This is a genomic window from Dyadobacter diqingensis (assembly GCF_024220585.1).
In the GTDB taxonomy this organism is placed as follows: Bacteria; Bacteroidota; Bacteroidia; order Cytophagales; family Spirosomataceae; genus Dyadobacter; species Dyadobacter diqingensis.
Genome location: NZ_JAMXKF010000001.1, coordinates 1,021,825 through 1,042,454 on the forward strand (window position 1 = coordinate 1,021,825; position 20,630 = coordinate 1,042,454).

General features: G+C 43.2%; 17 protein-coding genes and 1 riboswitch. Of the genes, 9 read left to right on the forward strand and 8 right to left on the reverse strand.

The annotated features are described in order from the left end of the window. Positions 1 to 75 precede the first annotated feature (75 nt). On the forward strand, positions 76 to 555 hold the full coding sequence (locus tag M1L62_RS04120; protein ID WP_254411737.1) for an Lrp/AsnC family transcriptional regulator: 480 nt from the start codon (positions 76 to 78) through the stop codon (positions 553 to 555). 238 nt (positions 556 to 793) lie between these two features. Here M1L62_RS04120 and M1L62_RS04125 read toward each other — a convergent pair whose 3' ends face one another. Then, the gene (locus M1L62_RS04125) at positions 794 to 1,417 is read right to left on the reverse strand and encodes a hypothetical protein (protein ID WP_254411738.1); all 624 of its coding nucleotides are present in this window, start codon (positions 1,415 to 1,417) and stop codon (positions 794 to 796) included. Between the two features lie 337 nt (positions 1,418 to 1,754). Between M1L62_RS04125 and M1L62_RS04130 the strand changes: the two genes are divergently transcribed. From M1L62_RS04130 to M1L62_RS04140, 3 genes are all read left to right on the forward strand, one after another. Then, positions 1,755 to 2,369 carry an RNA polymerase sigma factor gene (locus tag M1L62_RS04130; RefSeq protein WP_254411739.1) on the forward strand — a complete coding sequence of 205 codons (615 nt, stop codon included), beginning with the start codon at positions 1,755 to 1,757 and terminating at the stop codon, positions 2,367 to 2,369. Beyond that, entirely contained in the window at positions 2,359 to 4,014 is a 1,656-nt protein-coding gene (locus M1L62_RS04135) for a hypothetical protein (RefSeq protein WP_254411740.1), read from the forward strand. Before M1L62_RS04130 ends, M1L62_RS04135 begins: the two co-directional genes overlap by 11 nt. Positions 4,015 to 4,106: 92 nt before the next feature. After that, positions 4,107 to 4,994 carry a Ppx/GppA phosphatase family protein gene (locus M1L62_RS04140; RefSeq protein ID WP_254411741.1) on the forward strand — a complete coding sequence of 296 codons (888 nt, stop codon included), beginning with the start codon at positions 4,107 to 4,109 and terminating at the stop codon, positions 4,992 to 4,994. 36 nt (positions 4,995 to 5,030) lie between these two features. Here M1L62_RS04140 and M1L62_RS04145 read toward each other — a convergent pair whose 3' ends face one another. The 7 genes from M1L62_RS04145 to M1L62_RS04175 form a co-directional block, all read right to left on the reverse strand. Continuing rightward, entirely contained in the window at positions 5,031 to 5,399 is a 369-nt protein-coding gene (locus M1L62_RS04145; protein WP_254411742.1) for a hypothetical protein, read from the reverse strand. 113 nt (positions 5,400 to 5,512) lie between these two features. Next, positions 5,513 to 5,662 (reverse strand): DUF5989 family protein, encoded by a 150-nt coding sequence (locus M1L62_RS04150; protein ID WP_015812275.1) that lies wholly within the window; start codon positions 5,660 to 5,662, stop codon positions 5,513 to 5,515. A gap of 28 nt (positions 5,663 to 5,690) precedes the next feature. Continuing rightward, a complete protein-coding gene (locus tag M1L62_RS04155; protein WP_254411743.1) occupies positions 5,691 to 6,812 on the reverse strand; it encodes an SGNH/GDSL hydrolase family protein in 1,122 nt (373 codons plus the stop codon). Between the two features lie 46 nt (positions 6,813 to 6,858). Continuing rightward, positions 6,859 to 8,721 carry a carbamoyltransferase family protein gene (locus M1L62_RS04160; RefSeq protein WP_254411744.1) on the reverse strand — a complete coding sequence of 621 codons (1,863 nt, stop codon included), beginning with the start codon at positions 8,719 to 8,721 and terminating at the stop codon, positions 6,859 to 6,861. Positions 8,722 to 8,981: 260 nt separating this feature from the next. Continuing rightward, positions 8,982 to 9,380, reverse strand: coding sequence for an acyl-CoA thioesterase (locus M1L62_RS04165; RefSeq protein ID WP_254411745.1), 399 nt, complete (start codon positions 9,378 to 9,380; stop codon positions 8,982 to 8,984). Positions 9,381 to 9,452: 72 nt separating this feature from the next. Next, entirely contained in the window at positions 9,453 to 11,774 is a 2,322-nt protein-coding gene (metE, locus tag M1L62_RS04170) for a 5-methyltetrahydropteroyltriglutamate--homocysteine S-methyltransferase (RefSeq protein WP_254411746.1), read from the reverse strand. A 348-nt stretch (positions 11,775 to 12,122) separates the two neighbouring features. Continuing rightward, positions 12,123 to 12,323, reverse strand: a riboswitch (cobalamin riboswitch). A 122-nt stretch (positions 12,324 to 12,445) separates the two neighbouring features. Next, positions 12,446 to 13,129, reverse strand: a complete 684-nt coding sequence (locus M1L62_RS04175) for a hypothetical protein (RefSeq protein WP_254411747.1) — start codon at positions 13,127 to 13,129, stop codon at positions 12,446 to 12,448. A gap of 470 nt (positions 13,130 to 13,599) precedes the next feature. On the opposite strand from M1L62_RS04175, the gene fumC reads away from it, so the two are divergent. The 5 genes from fumC (at position 13,600) to M1L62_RS04200 (ending at position 20,597) form a co-directional block, all read left to right on the forward strand. Further along, complete coding sequence (gene fumC / locus M1L62_RS04180; RefSeq protein WP_254411748.1) at positions 13,600 to 15,000, forward strand: class II fumarate hydratase; 1,401 nt, start codon at positions 13,600 to 13,602, stop codon at positions 14,998 to 15,000. Between the two features lie 102 nt (positions 15,001 to 15,102). Continuing rightward, positions 15,103 to 17,475, forward strand: a complete 2,373-nt coding sequence (locus tag M1L62_RS04185) for a glycoside hydrolase family 95 protein (protein WP_254411749.1) — start codon at positions 15,103 to 15,105, stop codon at positions 17,473 to 17,475. 248 nt (positions 17,476 to 17,723) lie between these two features. Then, entirely contained in the window at positions 17,724 to 18,239 is a 516-nt protein-coding gene (locus tag M1L62_RS04190) for a HEAT-like fold family protein (protein WP_254411750.1), read from the forward strand. 168 nt (positions 18,240 to 18,407) lie between these two features. Next, positions 18,408 to 19,349, forward strand: coding sequence for a D-2-hydroxyacid dehydrogenase (locus M1L62_RS04195; RefSeq protein ID WP_254411751.1), 942 nt, complete (start codon positions 18,408 to 18,410; stop codon positions 19,347 to 19,349). A 63-nt stretch (positions 19,350 to 19,412) separates the two neighbouring features. Continuing rightward, positions 19,413 to 20,597, forward strand: a complete 1,185-nt coding sequence (locus M1L62_RS04200) for a galactokinase (RefSeq protein WP_254411752.1) — start codon at positions 19,413 to 19,415, stop codon at positions 20,595 to 20,597. The last annotated feature ends 33 nt before the right edge of the window (positions 20,598 to 20,630 follow it).

Consider the following 20,630-nt stretch of genomic DNA (forward strand, 5'->3'; position numbering starts at 1 on the left):
TCTATTTTTTGATCATCGAGTAAATTATTTATCTATATTCGAACATTATAATGGAATTGTAAAGATAATCTATCTATGTATAATCTGGATGAGACAGATTGCAAAATACTGCACTACCTGCAACAGGATGCTACGCTAAAAACACGGGAATTGTCCGAAAAATTAAATCTGTCGTACACACCTGTCTATGAACGGATCAGAAGACTTGAAAAGGAAGGAATCATCAAAAAATATGTCGCGCTGGTCGACAGAGAGAAAGTTGGCAAGAAGCTGATGGTGTTTTGTAATATCGCCCTTAAAGAACATTCACTGACAATGGGAGAAAAGTTTGTGAAGGCAGTTCTGGCTATGCCCGAAGTAATGGAATGTTTTAATATCTCGGGCGACTACGACTTTCTACTCAAAATAGTCGTAAATGATATGTCTCAGTATCAGCACTTTTTAATGCAAAAGCTTGGCTCTCTTGAAAATATCGGCAGCTCGCATAGCTTGTTTGTGATGGGAGAAATAAAAAATACCTCAGAGATAGAAATGCTTGATTCGAAGACAAAATGAGTCGGCGGTCGGCAGTCAGCAGTCAGCAGTCGGCTTTCGGCAGTCGGCAGTCGGCTGGGTGGCTCGGCGGACAGACTAATCCAAGAAATAATATTTTTAAATATCGGCGGAGCCACTTGGGTGGTTCCCCCCGATAGATGATAGCTGATCGCCGACAGCCAATCTAATGACTTGGAAAAAATAAATACGGAGCCGGAAAATCCAGCCCCGTATTCCAACTCACCCCTAACAAAATTTTTCAATGTCTTTTCGGGCCTTTTCCTTTCAATGGTTTTTCCAGTTCTTTATTAAAACTGCCATCGGCATTGAATAAGAGTACTTTGATCTTGCTGTCAAGTACTATCCCCACGAAGTATTGTCCATCTGCATTTTTGCCCGCTTTTTTAACTTCGGCTCCTGCATAATTGGTTGTAATATATGTCGTTATCGCTGCCGGCAAGTCTGCAACGGCCACTTCTGTCAGTTTTGCTTTTTGTGCATGACGTTTAAGTTCCTCTTTAAAAGTCCCGTCTGCGTTAAATATCAGCCCCTTCGGTGTTCCATCCGCCAGCAGTATTGAAACCACAATTTTACCACTTTCATCTTTGGCTGCAAACTTTATTTCCGACGACGGGTAAGTTGTTGATATATACGATGTAATGGATGCTGCCAGATCAGCAACCGCCACTTCTGTTAATTTTCCTTTACAATTACGTGTAGTAACCGAATCAGATTCTACCGAAAAACGCGCTGCCGTTGTTGCCACGGTTTCCAAACTCACATCATCTGTATCAGTCGTAGGACTCATATCAGAGCTATCCTTTTGACAGGAAGCAAACCACAAACCCATCGAAGCGATGAGCATTACAACCATCTTTTTCATAATCCGATTCGTTTTCAGTGTGAAATAGCGAAAGCTTTGTTGCTTTAACGGTCATTACGCCTCACAAAGGATCGTTGTTGCAAAGTGATTAACTTTATTTAAAACTTTTTTCCAGTCTGGAATTCCGATAAAACTCATCCCGGCAAAACGAAACTATTTCACACTGAATATCAATTACATAATACTAAAATACACGTTCCGGGGAATTGATTTAAATATCAAAAAGATTAACTTAGCAAAAGATTTTTGTGGACCCGAAATTCTTTTGCAACAAATTATCAGACTTAGGCGTATCGCTTAGTACAGATTCATATCCTAACAATTTGACACCCTAACTTTGCTATTTGGTAAGAAATCTTCCTTTAATGAAAACGATTTCGGAACGGTCGTTTCTGCATGCATAGCTGGTAATAACCAGGCTCAAAGGTATCTGTATAAGCAGTTTTTCGGATACTCAAAAAGCATATGCCTGCGCTATACCTCAACGACAGAAGAGGCAGAGGAAGTATTGAATGAAGGTTTCCTCAAAGTGTTTAACAACATGGATAGGTACGACCTGGCACATCCGTTTAAAGCCTGGCTTCGTACGATCATGGTGAATACGGCAATCAGTTATTACCGTAAACACAAAAAACACCACGAGGATATGATATCGCTTGAAGATGCACCATGTCCGCGTTTTGATGAAGATGTAGTGAGCCAGATAACAGCGGAAGAAATTTTACAGCTAGTCCAGGGGATTAAGCCCATCTACAAAAACGTGTTCCTTTTATACGTTGTGGATGGATACAACCACCGTGAAATAGCCGATCTATTGCAAATAAATGAGGCAACGGTACGCTCGCATTACGTGCGGGCCAGAGCCAGGTTGCAGCATTTAATAAAACAGCATTACCCCCATCTTTTTCCAAGTGATTGGGGAATAAAGTCATTCAAGAGCAATGAAAACTGATAAATTTGAAAAAACTATACGCCGGAAGCTAGAAAGCATTACGCCCGATTTTCATGAAGATGACTGGACGAAAATGCAGAACTACATGAATGCCCATACGCCTCCAACGTTTTGGCAGCAGTATAGTTCGTGGCTGGGTTATGCGGCGGCCGCCACGGTGACCACCGTCATGGCGTTTATGTATGTGAACCAGCTTTCGCAGAACAATCACCTGCTAAGTGATGTGAAGCAGCTGCAAAACCAGATCGAGGTTATAAAAAACAGCCCTGCGGTTGTGCAGAAAACGGATACGGTATACATCGTTCAGCAGCAAGCTGCTGAGCATCAATCAAATGAGTACACCCAGAAAAATCAAAGAGAAGAAAGATTTGCACCACAGCAGGATAACAGCAATACTCAGGAATCCATCGCGCAAACAGCGGTTAGGGAGACAGGCGTAGAATCAAATTCCTCAAACAATCTGGTTAAACCGGAATCATCCGCAAACGGATTAAAACCGGAACTAAATCAAAATCGCAAACTGCTCTCGGGTACTGAAAAAACGGATCATCGGAATAACGTAAAAGAAGAAGTTACGGCAAGTCCTGAAAATATTGCTCAAAACAAAACAGGTAATGAAATTGCGGCTACAAATGAAACTGAGATCAATACCGGTAACAATTCAGGCGTTTCAAACAAAACCGGTGGTCGCGGTTCTAATGGAAACACAGGAAGAGGTAGTATTTATGGAGGGATCAATAATGTTCCGGCTAACAACCCGGCCCATAACAGTGTAGTTTTCACAAAAACACTGGATGAAAAATTTGATCAGATTGCCACACAGACGCCGGTTCAGCAGAACAATTACCAGACGGTTTCCCGCAGGATGCAGTATGCGCTCGCACACCGTATTGCGCCAAAACAGGTAAAAAATGTGTTGCTGGCAGCCAATCCGCCGACTGTTAAACAGCCTGAATCTCAAAAGAACGTCACTTCAACCAAAAAAGCAGAAACAACAATACCGAAACTGAATCTGAAAGTTCCTTACCGTTTTGGTTTTGCCCAGCAGTGGGAAGGAAAAAATCAGGTACGGACTGTCGTTGCCGAGGTGGTTGTATCCAAGCATTTCTCTTTTTCAACGGGTTTAAGCTGGTTAAAAATAAAGGCGAAAGACTTTTATTCGGAAAAAAATTACCGGGAAAAAACACAGAAGAATTTCCGGGAAGATTTTAAACCCAAAGCAATGCCTTTCGAAGGAATTGAAAATATCAATATCAAACCTTCGGTCGTACAAATTCCGCTAACGGTTGCTTACAGAAACGAACTTAAAAACAACTTCACCTTTTTTGTAGGCGCCGGAACAAACTTTACTGTCAAACAAGAGCAGGATGTAGCATTCGACTGTTACAGAGATATTTATATTCAGACAAGCCCAAAACCATATATTTTACGGAACATCCGTCGTGAGCAGACAACAGAAAAAATGAATTTAAATCTGGTCAATTCATTGAATTTCTCAGCAGGAATAGAAAAAAGCTGGCATCCGGTGGTCTTACAGGCCGAAGGTTATCTTTACACTTATTTTTCACCGCTTTCTCCGCAAACATCACGCAGCGGCCCAGGCTTTAAAATTAAGCTTTTGTACCAGATCGGGAAGAAAATGTAAAAACCTGTCACAACGAATATGAACAGATTAATGAAAAGATGTTCATGAAAAGACCTATTTTTGGTTTTTATTAACCTTATGACAGTTCGCTTTTGAAATTTGCTGCAATAGATATTGGATCCAATGGTGCCCGTATGCAAATATCTTCGGTTTTGCATGACGAAGGAATCACACGGCTTAAAAAAGTTGAGTACGTACGTTTCCCGCTCCGACTCGGACATGATGTTTTTACAGAGGGAAGAATTTCTCCGCTGAGTGAAGACCGTATGATCAAACTGATGCTTTCGTATCAGCTGCTTATGGAGCTTCACGAGGTTGAAGACTACATGGCCTGCGCCACTTCCGCCATGCGGGAAGCCGAAAACGGCTACGACGTACGAGCGAATATCGAACAAAGAACAGGCATACATATCCAGATTATAGACGGTCAGCGCGAGGCCGAACTTGTAAATAACGTCGTTGTCAAATCGCTGAGCGAGGGACAATATCTGCACATTGATGTAGGTGGCGGCAGCACGGAGCTGAACCTTTATCAGGACCGTAAAAAAATAATCGCCAAATCATTCAAACTGGGATCGGTTCGTCTGCTCGAAGGAAAAGAGTCCAAAACGGCCTTTCAGAAAATGCAGGAATGGATCACGAAAAATGTTGATCATTCACAGCCGATTGAAGCCGTTGGAACCGGAGGAAATATCAACAAACTCTTTGATCTTTCGTCCAAGTTATCGGAAAGCTCAACAAGCCTTGACGAAATTCTGCGTATGCGAAATTATATCGCGCAGTTTACCCTGGCCGAAAGAATCAATAAATTACAATTGAACCCCGACCGTGCCGATGTTATCGTGCCAGCAGGCGATATTTATACTTCTGCCATGAAATGGGCAGGAGCGGAAGTTATTCACGTACCTGACGTAGGATTGAAAGACGGAATGCTTCAATTACTTTACGACAGAGCATGCAGAAAAAAGAGGGCCTGGTGAATAAGCCCTCTTTTCAAGAAAAAGTATATGGTATTATTACCAGACCTGTTCAAGATCCTTAGAAGTGTATTTATGATTTCGATCAATAAATACACTTTTTTTGCTTTCACGTTTAAGTGATAGCGGATTCTTCTTTCCAATTTTTGACATAATCGCAACAGGTACCAGAACGATAAAGAATACAACCGACAATAAAATCCGTCCATTGATCGCACCCAGTATCTCTGCGATTTTATACCATCCTTTTACGATAAGGTCTCCGGCAACCGGAATAGCGATGCTGATCACACCAACTGCCGCAGCTCCGATCAGGAAATAGGGATAACGCGATTTGAAAATAAAATATAATACGACCAGACCGGTTACGATAACCAGCTGCGCTTTGGTTTTTTCTGACTCACTCATTTGTTTAGATATAGGATATGAAAAACCCGGACCAACATATGAGAAGACATATGCAGTCCTGTTAGCAATTGATAAAAACCGTCAGCAGATGAACTGCTGACGGTTTTTGAGTTTTAGAATAAGGTATAGATAAACGGTGCAACTGCTGAACCACCGCCGATTACGATCAATACACCAATTAATAGCAATACGATAATGACAGGAGCAAGCCACCATTTCTTGCGTTCCTTCATAAATGCAAATAAGTCTGTTAAAAAATCCATCTCTTATGTATGTTTTAATATAAAATTATCACTTTTTTTTCATACTATCAAAAAGCCTGTCAGCAATCAATCCATTGAGAATTGCGCTTCCGTGGCCATCATTTTTACCTACAACACGGTCTTTTTCAGGTATTTTAGCAATACCATCATTTAAAGTAACCACAGTAACGCCATGCGCACGAAGGTAATCTTCAACCGGCTTCGTGTAAGCTGCACTTTTATCCAACTGGAACAAGAACGGAATAAAAACAGCATACATTTTAGCACCGGTACTGTCTTTATACGCCACCATTTTAGATAAGTCACGCAGGTGAGCATTTAACACGGTGGTATCCGTGTAAGCAGTCTGCACAAATTTTTCAAACGTGCTGAACGCCGTATGCGGAAGCTGCCAGTAAATAAAGTTTGGCAAATAAAATCTTTTCACCAAAGTAGCCATCGGGCCTTTCAGGTCGCCATAAGGTGCGGCACCCGATAGTGAGAGTCCTTTTTCCCTGCCTACTTTTTCAATGTCATTTGGGAAATACTGAAGAACAATAACATCCGGTTTCACTGGAAATTCTTCAAGACGCTTGGCTTCATCACGCGTATCTGCGCCTGAAACACCAAGATTATAAACAGTATATTCCGATTTACCCAGTTTCTCTTCAAGCTTGTCAGAGAAACGTTCAGAAACATTTTCGAGACCATGCCCGGCTGCGAAAGAATCTCCTACAACAAGTACCTGCTTTTTACCGGATTGCCCGGTTACTTCCTTGTCATGATAACCCAGCTTATTGACCGGATTCCAATATTTTTCCCACCAGATCTGCGAAGCCTTTGAAAGTACGCCTTCATGGCTTTGCGGAACATACATGAAAATAATTTCAAGGAAAATCAGCGTGATAATCAACGGTATGCTGATGGTTACAATATTTGCAACAAGGCCTTTTGCTTTGGTTTTGACAATACCGTAATAAAATATTCTCAGGATTTCAATAACAATCAAAAGCCAGAAAAACGTCTTTGTCAGACGGATATACCAGTTATCACTTTGCGGAGCACCAGGAAAATCAAAGGTGACGTGAAAACGATCCGGATAAAAAAGAAAAACAAACAATACGCCCAGAAAAAGTATCCGGATGAGACTGGTAACAATTTTAGATGCCATAAAATAAACAGTGCGCGTTAAATAAATCGGGTTAAATGTATCGGATCTAATCTAAAACGAATTCTTCCTGCCAGTTATCTTTCTCCATCCATTCCGGCTGCTTTTTCTTGTCAAAAATGTGATTTCCGACAACCAGATAATCCATCTCAGTTCTCATGAAACAGCGGTATGCGTCATTTGGCGTACATACGATAGGTTCGCCACGTACGTTGAAACTCGTGTTTACTACCACGGCATAACCAGTCAGTTTTTTGAAAGAATTGATCAGTTCATAATAACGCGGATTGGTATCCTGATGAACTGTCTGAATCCTTGCCGAATAGTCAATATGGGTAATAGAAGGTAAATCCGAACGCTCGAAATACAATTTCTCACGCAAATCCATCGCATTGTAGTTCGCCGGAACAGGCTTCCTTCTGCTTTCTGCTACCGGATGCACCAGCAACATATAGGGAGAAGTACCATCATAATCAAAATAATCCGCACAATCCTCGGCAAGAACCGAAGGCGCAAAAGGACGGAATGATTCGCGGTACTTGATTTTCAAATTCAATTTCTTCTGCATTTCAGCATTTCTAGGATCTCCCAGAATACTTCTTCCGCCTAATGCACGAGGCCCGAATTCCATTCGTCCCTGAACCCAGCCCACAACATTACCCTCAGAAAGTAATTTTGCAGCATCATCGGCCAGTTCTTTGAAGTTCTCGTAATGGGTAGAAACTGCCTTGTATTTTTTGGCAGCCAGTTCCACTTCCAGGTCCGAGAAAGTTGGACCCAGGTAAGACCCGCGCATTGCATCAGCCTTCCAGGTCACCTTGCGTTCCCGTCCGAAGAAAATATGGTATGCCGCCTGCGCCGCACCCAAGGCCCCGCCTGCGTCACCCGCAGCCGGCTGAATAAATATTTCCTTGAAGATATTTGCCTTTTGAAGTTTACCGTTCGAAACGCAATTTAAAGCCACACCACCTGCCATACATAAGTAATCGGCGCCGGTCAAACGTTTGGCTTCTTTTGCCATACGGATTACGGCTTCCTCGGTAATGTTCTGAATTGCAAGCCCTAAATTACAATGAACGGCTTCCAGGGCGTCTTCCGGTTTTCTGGTCTTAAAGCCGAAAAGAGCTTCCCATTTATGCTCGTTGACCATCTTCAGGCCGGTAGCATAGTCAAAATATTCCTGATCAAGCCAGACTGAACCATCTTCTTTTAGTTCAATTAATTCTTCAAGAATGATTTTCTCATATTTCGCAATATCCGGTGATGTTGGGTCACCATAGGGCGCCAATCCCATCAGTTTATATTCACCCGAATTAACCCGGAAACCGAGGAAATAAGTAAATGCAGAATACAGCAATCCAAGCGAATGGGGGAATCGTAATTCTTTAAGATTGGTGATATCTTTTCCTTCGCCCAGACAAATCGACGCAGTTGCCCATTCGCCGACTCCATCAATCGTTAAAATCGCTGATTTTTCAAATGGAGAAGGATAATAAGCACTTGCCGCGTGCGACAAATGATGCTCCGGAAAGAGCATTTTCACCGGTTTCTTTTTATCGTAACCAAGCTTAACAAGCTCTTCATTGATCAGGCGTTTCAGGAACATTTTCTCCTTAATCCACACTGGCATAGCCGTTAAGAAAGACCTTATTCCTTTCGGAGCAAAGGCGTAATAAGTTTCCAGTAACCTTTCGAATTTTAAAAGAGGCTTGTCATAAAAGACAATGGCGTCCAGTTCATTTAATGAAATACCTCCGTATTCCATACAAAAACTTACCGCATTGGAAGGGAAACCCGGATCGTGCTTTTTTCTTGTAAAACGTTCTTCCTGAGCTGCTGCTATTATTTCACCATTTTCGATAAGCGCGGCCGCTGAGTCATGGTAAAAAGCCGAAATCCCTAAAATTTTCATTGAGTATTGATTAATGAATTAAATTCCTAGTGTGAATGTGACTGACAATTGAGCGTCAAATATAGGTAAATCTGACTAACCCACATAAAAAATGTAGCTACCGGTTCAAGCAACTATTTAACGGTCACACTAGTTCTACAATATATTTTAAATCCTATTTTCACATACCATAGAAGTAACCTTTTGTTAACAGCACAAGCATAACAGTAGAAAAAACATATGTATATGTTTGATTGAAAGTAAATTGAAGCAAGTCGAAATTAGTTACTCTCCTTGCTTAAAACTTTCGTCGGTTTGTTATGTTCATCCAAAGCAACGAAAGTAAACCGGCCTGACACCGCTTTTTCCCTTCCCTGCTCATACATTTGTTCTACAAAAATATCCACCTGTACTTTCATACTTGTGTTCCCAACTTCTACAACTGTTCCCACAAGTTCAATAATCGTACCAGCCGGAATGGGGTGTGTAAAATCAATGCGGTCTGAGGAAACCGTCACGCAGCGCAGCCGTGTAAAACGCGTAGCTGCGATAAATGCAACTTCGTCCATCATCGATAAAGCCGTCCCACCGAAAAGCGTGTCGTAATGATTGGTGTTATTTGGAAAAACTGTTTTAAAAACACGAGTTTCCGATAGTTTAATTCTGTCCTGTAAATCCATGATCTGTTCAAAAAGAAATCTCCCGGCATCTGTGATAACCGGGAGATTCTATATAATCTTAATATAGTTTTATTACTGTGCTATTGTTACCGATTCGCGGAGCAAGTTAGCCGCAGTTATCATATTTCGCAAGGCAGCTTCCGTTTCCGGCCACTTTCTGGTCTTCAAACCACAGTCCGGATTCACCCATAGATTACGCGCAGGAATAACATTTAACGCCTTTTCCAGCAAGACCGTTATTTCCTCAACGGTGGGTACCCGCGGAGAGTGGATATCATACACACCAGGCCCGATTTCGTTTGGATAATTGAAGTCGGCAAACGCGTCCAGCAGTTCCATTTGTGAGCGTGAAGTTTCAATCGTAATCACATCGGCGTCCATTGCCGCAATCGAATCGATGATATCATTAAACTCCGAATAACACATATGTGTATGGATCTGCGTCTGATCCGCCACGCCCGCTGCACTAAGACGGAATGCATCAACAGCCCATTTGAGATACGTTTTCCAATCTGATTTACGTAATGGCAAGCCTTCGCGGATCGCTGGTTCATCAATCTGGATTACCTTTATTCCCGCTTTTTCAAGATCAATTACCTCATCGCGAATCGCCAGACCAATCTGGAAGGTCGTGTCTTTTCTTGGCTGATCATCCCGTACAAATGACCATTGCAAAATCGTAACCGGACCGGTTAACATCCCTTTTACCAGTTTTTCAGAATTCGCCTGTGCAAAAGCAGACCAACGGATCGTCATTGGTTCGGGACGCTCCACATCACCGAAAATAATCGGTGGTTTCACACAACGGCTGCCATAACTCTGCACCCAGCCGTTTTCAGTGAACACAAATCCGGAAAGTCGTTCCCCAAAATATTCCACCATGTCGTTCCTTTCAAATTCACCGTGCACAAGAACGTCAATCCCCAACTCCTCCTGCCAGCGGATCGAGCTGATTACTTCTTCTTCAATTCTGCTTTCATACTCCTCGAAGGATAAAGTTCCTTTTTTCAGCCGTGCGCGCAGCTGACGCACGTCGTCTGTCTGCGGGAAAGATCCGATTGTGGTTGAAGGGAAAAGCGGCAATTTAAGTTTTTCCAACTGGATCGTCTGACGCGAAGCAAACGGACTCACCCGTTCAAAATCATTCTCCTTAACCGCAGCGACCCGTTCTTTCACTTCATTTTTGTGAATTAGTGTAGAAGTCCGGCGGCTTTCGATCGCTTTTTGATTGGTAATAAATGCATCGGCGGACTGATAATCCGTTCCTGCAAGTTTTGCCAGCGTGGAAACTTCGTCCAGTTTCTGTTTGGCAAAAGCCATCCAGTTTTTGATTTCCAGTGTCAGAACCGCTTCATTATGTTCAAGATCCAGGTCATGCGGACTGTGTAACAACGAAGATGAAGGTGCCACCAAAACACGCTCCATTCCCAGAACGGCCGTTGCTTTCTGAATAAAATCAAGTGATTTCCGGTAGTCGTTTTTCCAGATGTTTCTTCCGTCAACGACACCTACTGAAAGCAATTTGGAAGAGTTAACAAATTCCTGGTTTTCCAGAATTTCCGGCAGACTTACCGCGCCGCGTGTTACATCGATATGCAGAGCAGCGACCGGAAGAATGGCAGCCAATGGAAGATTTGCATCAAGAGCGCCAAAATAAGTTGTCAGCAGAATTTTCAAATTCGGAACTGCCTGCTGAATTTTCTGATAGGCAAATCTTAACGCGTCCTGTTCTTCCTGCCCCAGGTCCAAAACCAGACAAGGTTCATCAAGCTGCACCCATTCGGCACCGCGGGTCGACAGCTCCTGCAAAATTTCAATATATACGGGAAGCAGTTTTTCCAGCAAGCTGATCCGCTTAAAACCTTCCTCCTTTTCTTTTCCTAAAACCAAAAACGTAACCGGCCCTACCAGAACAGGTTTGGTGAAAATTCCTTTTTGTTTTGCATCTTCAAATTCAAGAATTACTTTGTCCGAATAACGGTTAAATTCCTGTTTTTTAACAAATTCTGGTACGATGTAATGATAATTGGTGTCAAACCACTTGGTCATTTCCATCGCCTTTATATCCAGTCCGTCGCGCTGAACACCACGTGCCATAGCGAAATACAGATCCAGTTCACGGTTTGATTTTCCGTCGATTAATTGCTGATACCGTTCAGGAATTGCACCGACTAAAAGCGCAGTATCCAAAACCTGATCATACAGGGAGAAGTCATTGGACGGGATCAGATCAATACCGGCATCTTTTTGCAGCTGCCAGTTGCGGTGACGGATTTCCCGCCCCACTTTCTGCAATTCATCTTTAGTGATTTTCCCAGCCCAGAATTGTTCGCTGGCTTTTTTCAGTTCTCTTTGGCTTCCTACACGAGGATAACCCAAATTGTGTGACAACATAATAAATGTGTTAAAGAGTTAATAAAAACTCTTTGGAATGCCCTACCCGTCCTTTTTAGTTGAAAGTTGAGAGTGAAGAGTTGAAAGTGGTTGGCCTCCGAGGATGCTGTTTGCTTTCATAATTTCCGATCATTTATAAACCTCTTGATCGAAAACCATTAACTATCAACTTGCCGCTGTGGCGGCCGCTAAATAAGTACGTTTTGGTATCAGGTTCATCAAAATGTTATGTACAAAATTGATTGAACATATCTTCGAAAAATGAATTTTGAAGATAATAACCTGACAGCAATACAATTGTAAAATCAATGCGTGACAAGACCCCATTCGTGAGGGAATGGCCATTGAGGGTAAAGGCAAGTCTCCTGGCTTGTACCATTTTTACCGCCCTTCTCATCATAAACTATGACAATGGGTCGCTAGGGTAAAAACTTTCCTGATCGGTTCAGGACGGCACTTACAGTAGCACGACTGCCCGTGAATTCCACACGGTTCCTTTTTAATTTCTGCTTGTATGGCTGAGGGCACCAAAAGCGAAAACCATTACCCCGATTGACGGGCGTTCACAAAGAACAGGGCAAAGTTATCGAAAATCAAGGCCGGAAAAATGGGTGTATTATAATTAAGTAAAGGAGTTACATATTCAAAATCGTGGTAGATAAATTATCTTTTCAGTACCGCGAAACGGAGCCAAGAAAGTTATTTTTTGAAACAGACCACGAAGTAAATCGGGATTTATTGAACCGTTTTTCGGCTAGCAGGTCAATTGGGTTGGATAGAAAAAGCGTAAAGGTAAATCCGGATTTACATCTTGCAGGCAGGGAAATAGGAATTGAGAAATCACCAGGCGTTCCGATGGAACGCTCCACGCCCGATACCATCACCATTTCTACCAACGAAATCTGCCGAAGGCAGATAAAAAGGCCGCTACTTGTACCATAGGTACATCTCGTCGGTAGAAAAACGAAATGATTAACCATCCAAGCGTTCCATCGGAACGCTTCGTGCCGAATACCATCACCAATGCTACCAACGAGATCTGCCGAAGGCAGATAAAAAACGCTAATTGTAACATAGGTACAAATCGCCGGTAGAAAAACGTCAAGCCAGAAACCACCAGGCGTTCCGATGGAACGCTTCACGCCCGATACCATCACCAATGCTACCAACGAAATCTGCCCAGCGCAGATAAAAAAACCGCTAATTGTAACATAGGTACATTTCGTCGGTAGAAAACACCAAATGATTAACCGTCCAGGCGTTCCATCGGAACGCATCATGCCGGATACCATCACCGATGCTACCAACGAAATCTGCCCAGGGCAGATAAAAAAGCTGCCAAAAACTGGGTTCAAAAAACTGCGAATGCTTTCGAACTGCTACTTGTACCGTAGGTACATCTCGTCGGTAGAAAACACGAATGATTAACCATCCAAGCGTTCCATCGGAACGCTTCGTGCCGAATACCATCACCAATACTACCAACGAGATCTGCCCAGAGCGGATAAAAAAGCTGCCAAAAACTGGGTTCAACAAACTGCAAATGCTTTCGAAACAGCTAATTGTACCGTAGGTACATCTCGTCGGTAGAAAACACGAATGATTAACCATCCAAGCGTTCCATCGGAACGCTTCGTGCTAAATACCGTCTACAAACCAGATACACCGAAGGCATAAACATTTACACGATTTCTTCGCAACTCACGACAATCTCCAATAATTCATAAACATTTATCCATCAAAAAATACTAAAAAATCGGCATCCAACCCTAACTTTACCGTTCAAATCTGATTCATTCATTTTACATTATTATTACGTCATAAAATGGAATACCGCATAGAAAAAGATACCATGGGCGAAGTACAGGTGCCTGCTCATGTATATTGGGGCGCTCAAACGCAACGCTCTATCCAGAATTTCCCGATTGCACAGGATATCAACAAAATGCCGAAGGAAATTATCAGAGCTTTTGCTTACCTGAAAAAAGCAGCGGCGATAACAAATGCTGAGGCTGGTATTCTTCCACAGGAAAAAAGTGATCTGATCGGACAGGTTTGTGATGAAATATTGATTGGCGGGCTGGAAGACCAATTCCCTTTGGTGGTTTGGCAGACAGGTTCGGGTACACAATCCAACATGAACTGTAACGAAGTTATTGCCTACCGCGGACACGTTTTACAGGGTGGTGACCTGGCGGATAAGACGAAATTCTTGCATCCGAACGACGATGTAAATAAGTCACAATCGTCCAACGACACGTACCCGACTGCCATGCACATTGCCGCGTACAAGATTTTGGTTGATGTAACAATCCCCGGTATTACGAAACTGCGTGATACTTTGAGAGCAAAAGCAGAGGCTTTCAAACATGTTGTTAAAATAGGCCGTACCCACTTTATGGATGCGACGCCTTTAACACTTGGACAGGAGTTTTCCGGGTATGCTTCACAGCTGGACCACGGCTTACGCGCGATCTTCAATACGCTTTCTCACCTTTCAGAGCTTGCTTTGGGTGGAACTGCGGTTGGGACAGGGATCAATACCCCGGCTGGTTATTCAGAAAATGTTGCAAAACACATCGCTTTATTAACGGGATTACCATTCATTACCGCTGAAAATAAATTTGAGGCATTGGCTGCTCATGATGCGATCGTGGAAGCGCACGGTGCGTTGAAAACCGTAGCCGTTAGTCTGATGAAAATCGGAAATGATATCCGTATGCTGTCATCCGGCCCACGTTCTGGTATTGGAGAAATTCACATTCCTGACAACGAGCCGGGCAGCTCTATCATGCCTGGAAAAGTAAATCCGACACAGTGCGAAGCAATGACCATGGTGGCGGCACAGGTTATGGGAAATGACGTGGCGATCAGCATCGGCGGTTCAAACGGACATTTTGAACTGAACGTTTTCAAACCTTTGATGGCTTACAATTTCCTTCATTCTGCCCGTTTGATCGGTGATGTTTGTGTTTCCTTTAATGACAATTGTGCGGTTGGTATCGAACCGTTGCACGAAAACATTAAGAAACACGTGAATAATTCACTGATGCTTGTAACCGCTTTGAACACTAAAATCGGATATTACAAAGCAGCAGAAATCGCACAGACTGCCCACAAAAATGGTTCGACTTTGAAAGAGACGGCCGTTGCTCTGGGTTATCTGACACCGGAAGAATTCGACGCCTGGGTTAAACCTGAGGAAATGGTAGGTGAGATCAAATAATTCCCTGCGACTCCGATAGAATTTGGAATAATATCATGGCCCTGCGCTTTTGCGTAGGGCTTTTTATTTACTTTGTACTACAAATTCCTAAAATACTTCTTTATGTTATTTAATTTTTCCAGGCTCTTTTTGATTGCCATTCTGTTTTTTCAAACTTCAATAATTGCTCGTTCGCAGGATACAAATAATCAAAATGGTTTAAAACTGTGGTATGACCAGCCAGCAACCGACTGGATGACACAGGCTTTGCCCATTGGCAATGGTTATCTGGGCATCATGTTTTTCGGAGATCCCAACGAGGAACGTCTTCAATTTTCAGAAGGAAGTTTGTGGGCAGGCGGGAAAGGAGCTAACGAAGAATATAATTTCGGACTTCGTAAAGATGCTTACAAAACACTGCCTAAAGTCCGCGAACTGCTCGCACAAGGAAAATTAAAAGAGGCTGATAAACTTGCCAGCGCGGAAATGACCGGCATTATTCATGAGAAAAAAGGTAATACGCCTTCCAGCGATTTTGGTGCGCAGCAAACCATGGGTGATCTCTATGTTAGTGTTTCGCACAAGGGAGAAATTAAAAATTACCGCCGCGAACTGGATATTTCCACCGCAACCGGAAAAGTGAGCTATGAAGCCGGTACGGAAAAATACGAGCGGACCTATTTCGGAAATTATCCTTCAAGGGTGATGGTTTACACCTTCAAGTCAACCTCGCCCGAAACTTATTCCGTTCGCTTTAAGACACCACATCATAAGGAATATGAAAAATTCGAAAATAATCACTACGTTTTCGGTGGTAGTTTGAAAGACAACAAACAGGAATTTGAAACGACTTACCGGATCGACACCGATGGGAAAGTAACTTATGAAAACGGGATTGTTGTGGTAAAAAATGCAAAGAAAATTTCCCTGATCCACACGGCGTCTACCGATTACACGTATCAGTTCCCGACTTATAAGGGGAATTTATACAAAAAAATAAATCAGCAGGTGATGACTGCTATTACCGGCAAAAATGATGTGGCATTGCAAATTGAGCAGCAAAAGGACTATAAAAATCTCTTTGACCGGGTTTCGCTAAATCTTGGAACCAATGCTAAAAGTTCAATCCCGACCGACAAAAGACAAATCGACTACTTCAAGGGAAATGCCGACCCGGGTTTTGAAGTGCTGTATTTTCAGTACGGACGGTATCTGATGATCTCATCCACCCGCCCGGGAACCATGCCGATGAGCTTGCAGGGAAAATGGAATGATAGCACGGACCCGCCATGGGCTAACGACTACCACACCAATATCAACATGCAGATGTTGTATTGGCCGGCAGAAACGACTAACCTTTCGGAATGTTATCTGCCGTTATCGGACTTCACCAAATCGATTGTTGAACCTGGAAAACTGGCGGCGAAGGAATTTTTCAACACAAGGGGCTGGACTGTCAATACCATGCTCAATGCCTATGGTTTCACATCGCCGGGATGGAGTTTTCCCTGGGGATTTTACCCCGGTGGAGCAGGCTGGTTAAGTCAGCATTTATGGGAACATTATGCTTTTACAAATGATGTTGTCTATCTAAAAAACACCGCCTACCCAATTTTGAAGGAAGCCTCTCTTTTCTGGATTGATTATCTGACAAAAGGAAAAAGCGGATATCTGGTTTCATCTCCATCTTATTCTCCGGAACACGGAGGGATTTCGACCGGTGCGTCCATGGATCACCAAATTGCCTGGGACGTACTTTCCAATACGATTCTTGCCAGTAAAGTTTTAAAAACAGATACCGAATTTGCTTCCGAAGCGCAAAAGATAAAGGATCAGATCCAGCCGCCACAAATTGGACGCTGGGGACAATTGCAGGAATGGAACGAGGATGTGGATGATTCCACCAATAAACACCGTCACGTTTCACACCTTTTTGCGCTGCATCCTGGCCACCAGATTTCGTTAACAGAAACACCCGCGTTTGCAAATGCCGCCAAGGTAACCCTGAATGCCAGAGGCGACGAAGGAACGGGCTGGTCGCTGGCGTGGAAAGTTAATTTCTGGGCAAGATTGCAGGATGGAAACCGCGCTTACTCTTTATTTAAAAGAATCCTGCGTCCGGTTGACGATAAAACAGAAAACATGATGAACGGCGGTGGCTCCTATGCAAACCTGCTTTGCGCGCACCCGCCATTCCAACTGGATGGCAATATGGGCTCGACAGCAGGCGTCGCCGAAATGCTTTTGCAGTCGCAGGCTGGTGTCATAGAATTGTTGCCTGCTTTGCCCGATACATGGCCAACAGGTGAAGTGAAAGGTTTGAAAGCACGCGGAAATGTTACCGTAGATGAGCAGTGGAAAGCAGGAAAGCTTGTTTCCGTGACGCTAACTGCGGGCGCTTCGGGAAAACGGACATTAAAATCGGGAGCGAAAACATTAGAGGTTAATCTGGTAAAAGGCCAGAAAAAAACCATTTTGGCCAGTTCCTTTAAATAAGCAGGATTGGGCCAAACAGGTTGTGCCACCCCTTCGGGGTTGAAACGAACGAGATTTTGTATTTTCTATAATACGATCATCCCTTCGGGATTTTCGCACAAGTATAATCCCAAAGAGATGGCAGTGTTATAGAAAATACTCGTTGCGCTCACGAGTTTTAACCCCGGAGGGGTGATAGAACCAACACCACCAACTTTTGATCGGCCACATCAATTATAAAAATTCTGGATATTAATAAACCGATAGCGATGAACATCCGGGAAGAACTTTTGAAACAGCAGATTCACTTCAAAAAACACGCACTGGCCATTACAGAATTTGCCGTTTCTTCTGACAAAAATTTCAAAGAGCTTATAGACTGTTTTCTTTCCAAGGATATTCGCGTCGCACAGAGAGCTGCGTGGAGTGTTAGTTGGGCTGCTCAGAAAAAACCGGAAATCATTCAGCCCTACATTGGTATTCTGGTTGATCAGCTAAGGAAAACAGATGTACACAATGCGGTAATCAGAAACAGTCTGCGGATCCTCGAAGACCTGGTAATACCGGAAGAATTTCATGGCGAAGTAATGGATGCCTGTTTTACATTTCTTCAAAAACGTGACAGCGCTATCGCAATCAAGGCATTTGCACTCACGGTGCTTTTTAATCTCTCAAAAATTTACCCCGAAATAAAGAACGAACTGCGTTTTATTATCGAAGAAAATATGGATTATGAAACAGCCGCTTACAAATCACGGGGAAAGAAAATTCTGGCAAAATTGTAAAATAGAAGAATAAAGGATGAAGCACTTAGTTTGCCGGCTAGCATGGATAACGTAGCTTTAAGGGTTGATTTATAAAATCATTGTCAGGAGGTTATAAATTTCTTCAAAAGATAATTCGAAAAAATACAGGTAAAATCGGGATATTCTCCCTCTTTAAACATAGAAACGATGATCATATACTGTCATGCTAATCTTGATGAGGTGCTTCAAAACCGATTGAAGGAAGCGCTCTCTCCAAAATATACTTTACATTTTCAATCAGATACGACATCAAAAACAGAGGCGCAAAGTTTATTTAACAAGGCCGATTACATATTGGGAAACCCGCCGTTGGACTGGTTTTCGGAGCCACAGAACAATCTGAAATTCTGGCAGCTTGATTCAGCAGGATTTGACCAATATGCATCAGTTCCCTTAAATGAACAGACCAAAGTAGCCAATATGGGCGACTGGTTTGCCCGTCCTTGTGCGGAGTCGATTATTGGAGGTATTTTGGCCTTGTACCGCGGGCTTGACAAGCTGACGTTGTTAAAAGAAAAAACCGAATGGATTGGCAGTCCGTTACGCGCACACCTGCGTTTGCTGTCCGGACAGGAAGTTGTGATTCTGGGTGCGGGAACGATCGGAAAAACGGTCCATAATTTTTTGCAAGGATTTGGCTGCACATTACATATGATGGCCCGAACCTCGCCCGATGCCGATATCCATTCGAGAGAGGAGCTGTTTGACATTTTACCAAATACGGATCTTGTGATCAATACCTTGCCCGGCTCGGCCAACCAGTTTGTGGACCAGCAGTTTTTCCAGACCATGAAAAAAGGCAGTGTGTATGCAAGTGTAGGACGTGGCAGTACAACGGATGAGCCGGCGCTGATTGCGGCGCTTCATTCACAACATCTGGACGGGGCCGTGCTGGACGTGACAGAAGTGGAACCTATCCCAAATGACAATCCCTTATGGAAAATGGAAAATGTCATTTTAAGTCAGCATACAGGCGGAGGCCATGCAGACGAACATGTGGGAAAAGTCGATCTGTTTTTGAACAACATCATGACCATCGAAAACGGCGGCAGTCCGATCAACGAAGTAAATCTTGCCAAGGGATATTAATTAGAAATTGAAACGGTTATCCTTTAAGTCAAACTTAATGGCTAGTCTACAACCAAAATATAGATGATAAGTACAGAATCGAGTACCGCAGACAGAATACGGAATAAATATATTGAGCATTTCGGAGGTGATTCCAACGCCCGTGATTTCAGACTTTTCCGCTCACCGGGCCGCATTAATCTAATTGGCGAACATACGGATTATAACAACGGATTTGTTTTGCCAGCCAGCGCAGACAAGGCTGTCTATTTTGCAATTTCTCCAAGAACCGATAACCAGGTCCTGTTATACGCCGTTGATTTAAACGAGACCTACACCTTTTCCGTTGAAGATATTTCCAAACCGGATCAAAAATGGGCTTATTTCCAGCTCGGTGTGATTGAGCAGATTTATAAAAACGACTTAACCATCGGCGGATTCCAGGCTGCTTTTGGCGGTGATGTACCGCAAGGGGCCGGGATGTCGTCATCTGCCGCTTTGGAATGCTGTTTATTATTTGCGCTTAATGAAATTTTCAGCCTTGGACTTGACCGGTTTTCTGTTGTAAAACTGGCTCAAAAAGCGGAGAATGAATATGTTGGTGTTCAGTGCGGGATTATGGATCAGTTTGCATCCGCTTTTGGTAAAAACGAAGCCGTGATCCGCTTGGATTGCCGATCACTGGAATACGAATATTTCCCGTTCCCGATGGATGAATACCTGATCGTACTTTGTAATACAATGGTGGAACATTCTCTCGCGAGTTCGGAATACAATACCCGCCGGCTGGAATGTGAAAAAGGTGTTTCTATTCTTCAAAAATACTATCCGGAAGTTAAAAGCCTGCGTGACGCAACACCTGCGCAGGTGGAAGAGCATAAAACAGAGCTCGGCGATGTTGTCTACCGCCGCTGCAAATTTATGACCGAAGAAATCGAACGCGTGCAGGTTGCCTGTGATTTTCTGACCGCCGGTGACCTGATCAGTTTTGGTAAAAAAATGTATGAAACGCATCAGGGCCTTCAGCATGAATATGAAGTAAGCTGCGAAGAACTCGATTTTCTGGTTGCACAGACTCTGGACGATGACTCGGTGATCGGGGCGCGGATGATGGGCGGCGGTTTTGGTGGCTGCACAATTAACCTTGTCAAAAAAGATGAAGTGGACCGTTTTGAAGAAAAAATGAAAAAAGCCTATCAGGAGCAATTTCAGATCGATATGCCATGCTATCGTGTGCGAATCACTGACGGAACCGAGGAAATTATATAGAACGTTTAAACCATCATATTTCCGGAAATACCT

Bases quoted from the DNA above. Each gene is read 5' to 3' on its own strand.
- M1L62_RS04145 (WP_254411742.1), bottom strand. From the start codon at position 5,399: ATGAGTGAGTCAGAAAAAACCAAAGCGCAGCTGGTTATCGTAACCGGT.
- M1L62_RS04160 (WP_254411744.1), bottom strand. From the start codon at position 8,721: ATGAAAATTTTAGGGATTTCGGCTTTTTACCATGACTCAGCGGCCGCG.
- M1L62_RS04135 (WP_254411740.1), top strand. From the start codon at position 2,359: ATGAAAACTGATAAATTTGAAAAAACTATACGCCGGAAGCTAGAAAGC.
- M1L62_RS04195 (WP_254411751.1), top strand. From the start codon at position 18,408: ATGATCATATACTGTCATGCTAATCTTGATGAGGTGCTTCAAAACCGA.
- fumC (WP_254411748.1), top strand. From the start codon at position 13,600: ATGGAATACCGCATAGAAAAAGATACCATGGGCGAAGTACAGGTGCCT.
- metE (WP_254411746.1), bottom strand. From the start codon at position 11,774: ATGTTGTCACACAATTTGGGTTATCCTCGTGTAGGAAGCCAAAGAGAA.
- M1L62_RS04185 (WP_254411749.1), top strand. From the start codon at position 15,103: ATGTTATTTAATTTTTCCAGGCTCTTTTTGATTGCCATTCTGTTTTTT.
- M1L62_RS04150 (WP_015812275.1), bottom strand. From the start codon at position 5,662: ATGGATTTTTTAACAGACTTATTTGCATTTATGAAGGAACGCAAGAAA.
- M1L62_RS04165 (WP_254411745.1), bottom strand. From the start codon at position 9,380: ATGGATTTACAGGACAGAATTAAACTATCGGAAACTCGTGTTTTTAAA.
- M1L62_RS04200 (WP_254411752.1), top strand. From the start codon at position 19,413: ATGATAAGTACAGAATCGAGTACCGCAGACAGAATACGGAATAAATAT.
- M1L62_RS04120 (WP_254411737.1), top strand. From the start codon at position 76: ATGTATAATCTGGATGAGACAGATTGCAAAATACTGCACTACCTGCAA.
- M1L62_RS04125 (WP_254411738.1), bottom strand. From the start codon at position 1,417: ATGAAAAAGATGGTTGTAATGCTCATCGCTTCGATGGGTTTGTGGTTT.
- M1L62_RS04155 (WP_254411743.1), bottom strand. From the start codon at position 6,812: ATGGCATCTAAAATTGTTACCAGTCTCATCCGGATACTTTTTCTGGGC.
- M1L62_RS04190 (WP_254411750.1), top strand. From the start codon at position 17,724: ATGAACATCCGGGAAGAACTTTTGAAACAGCAGATTCACTTCAAAAAA.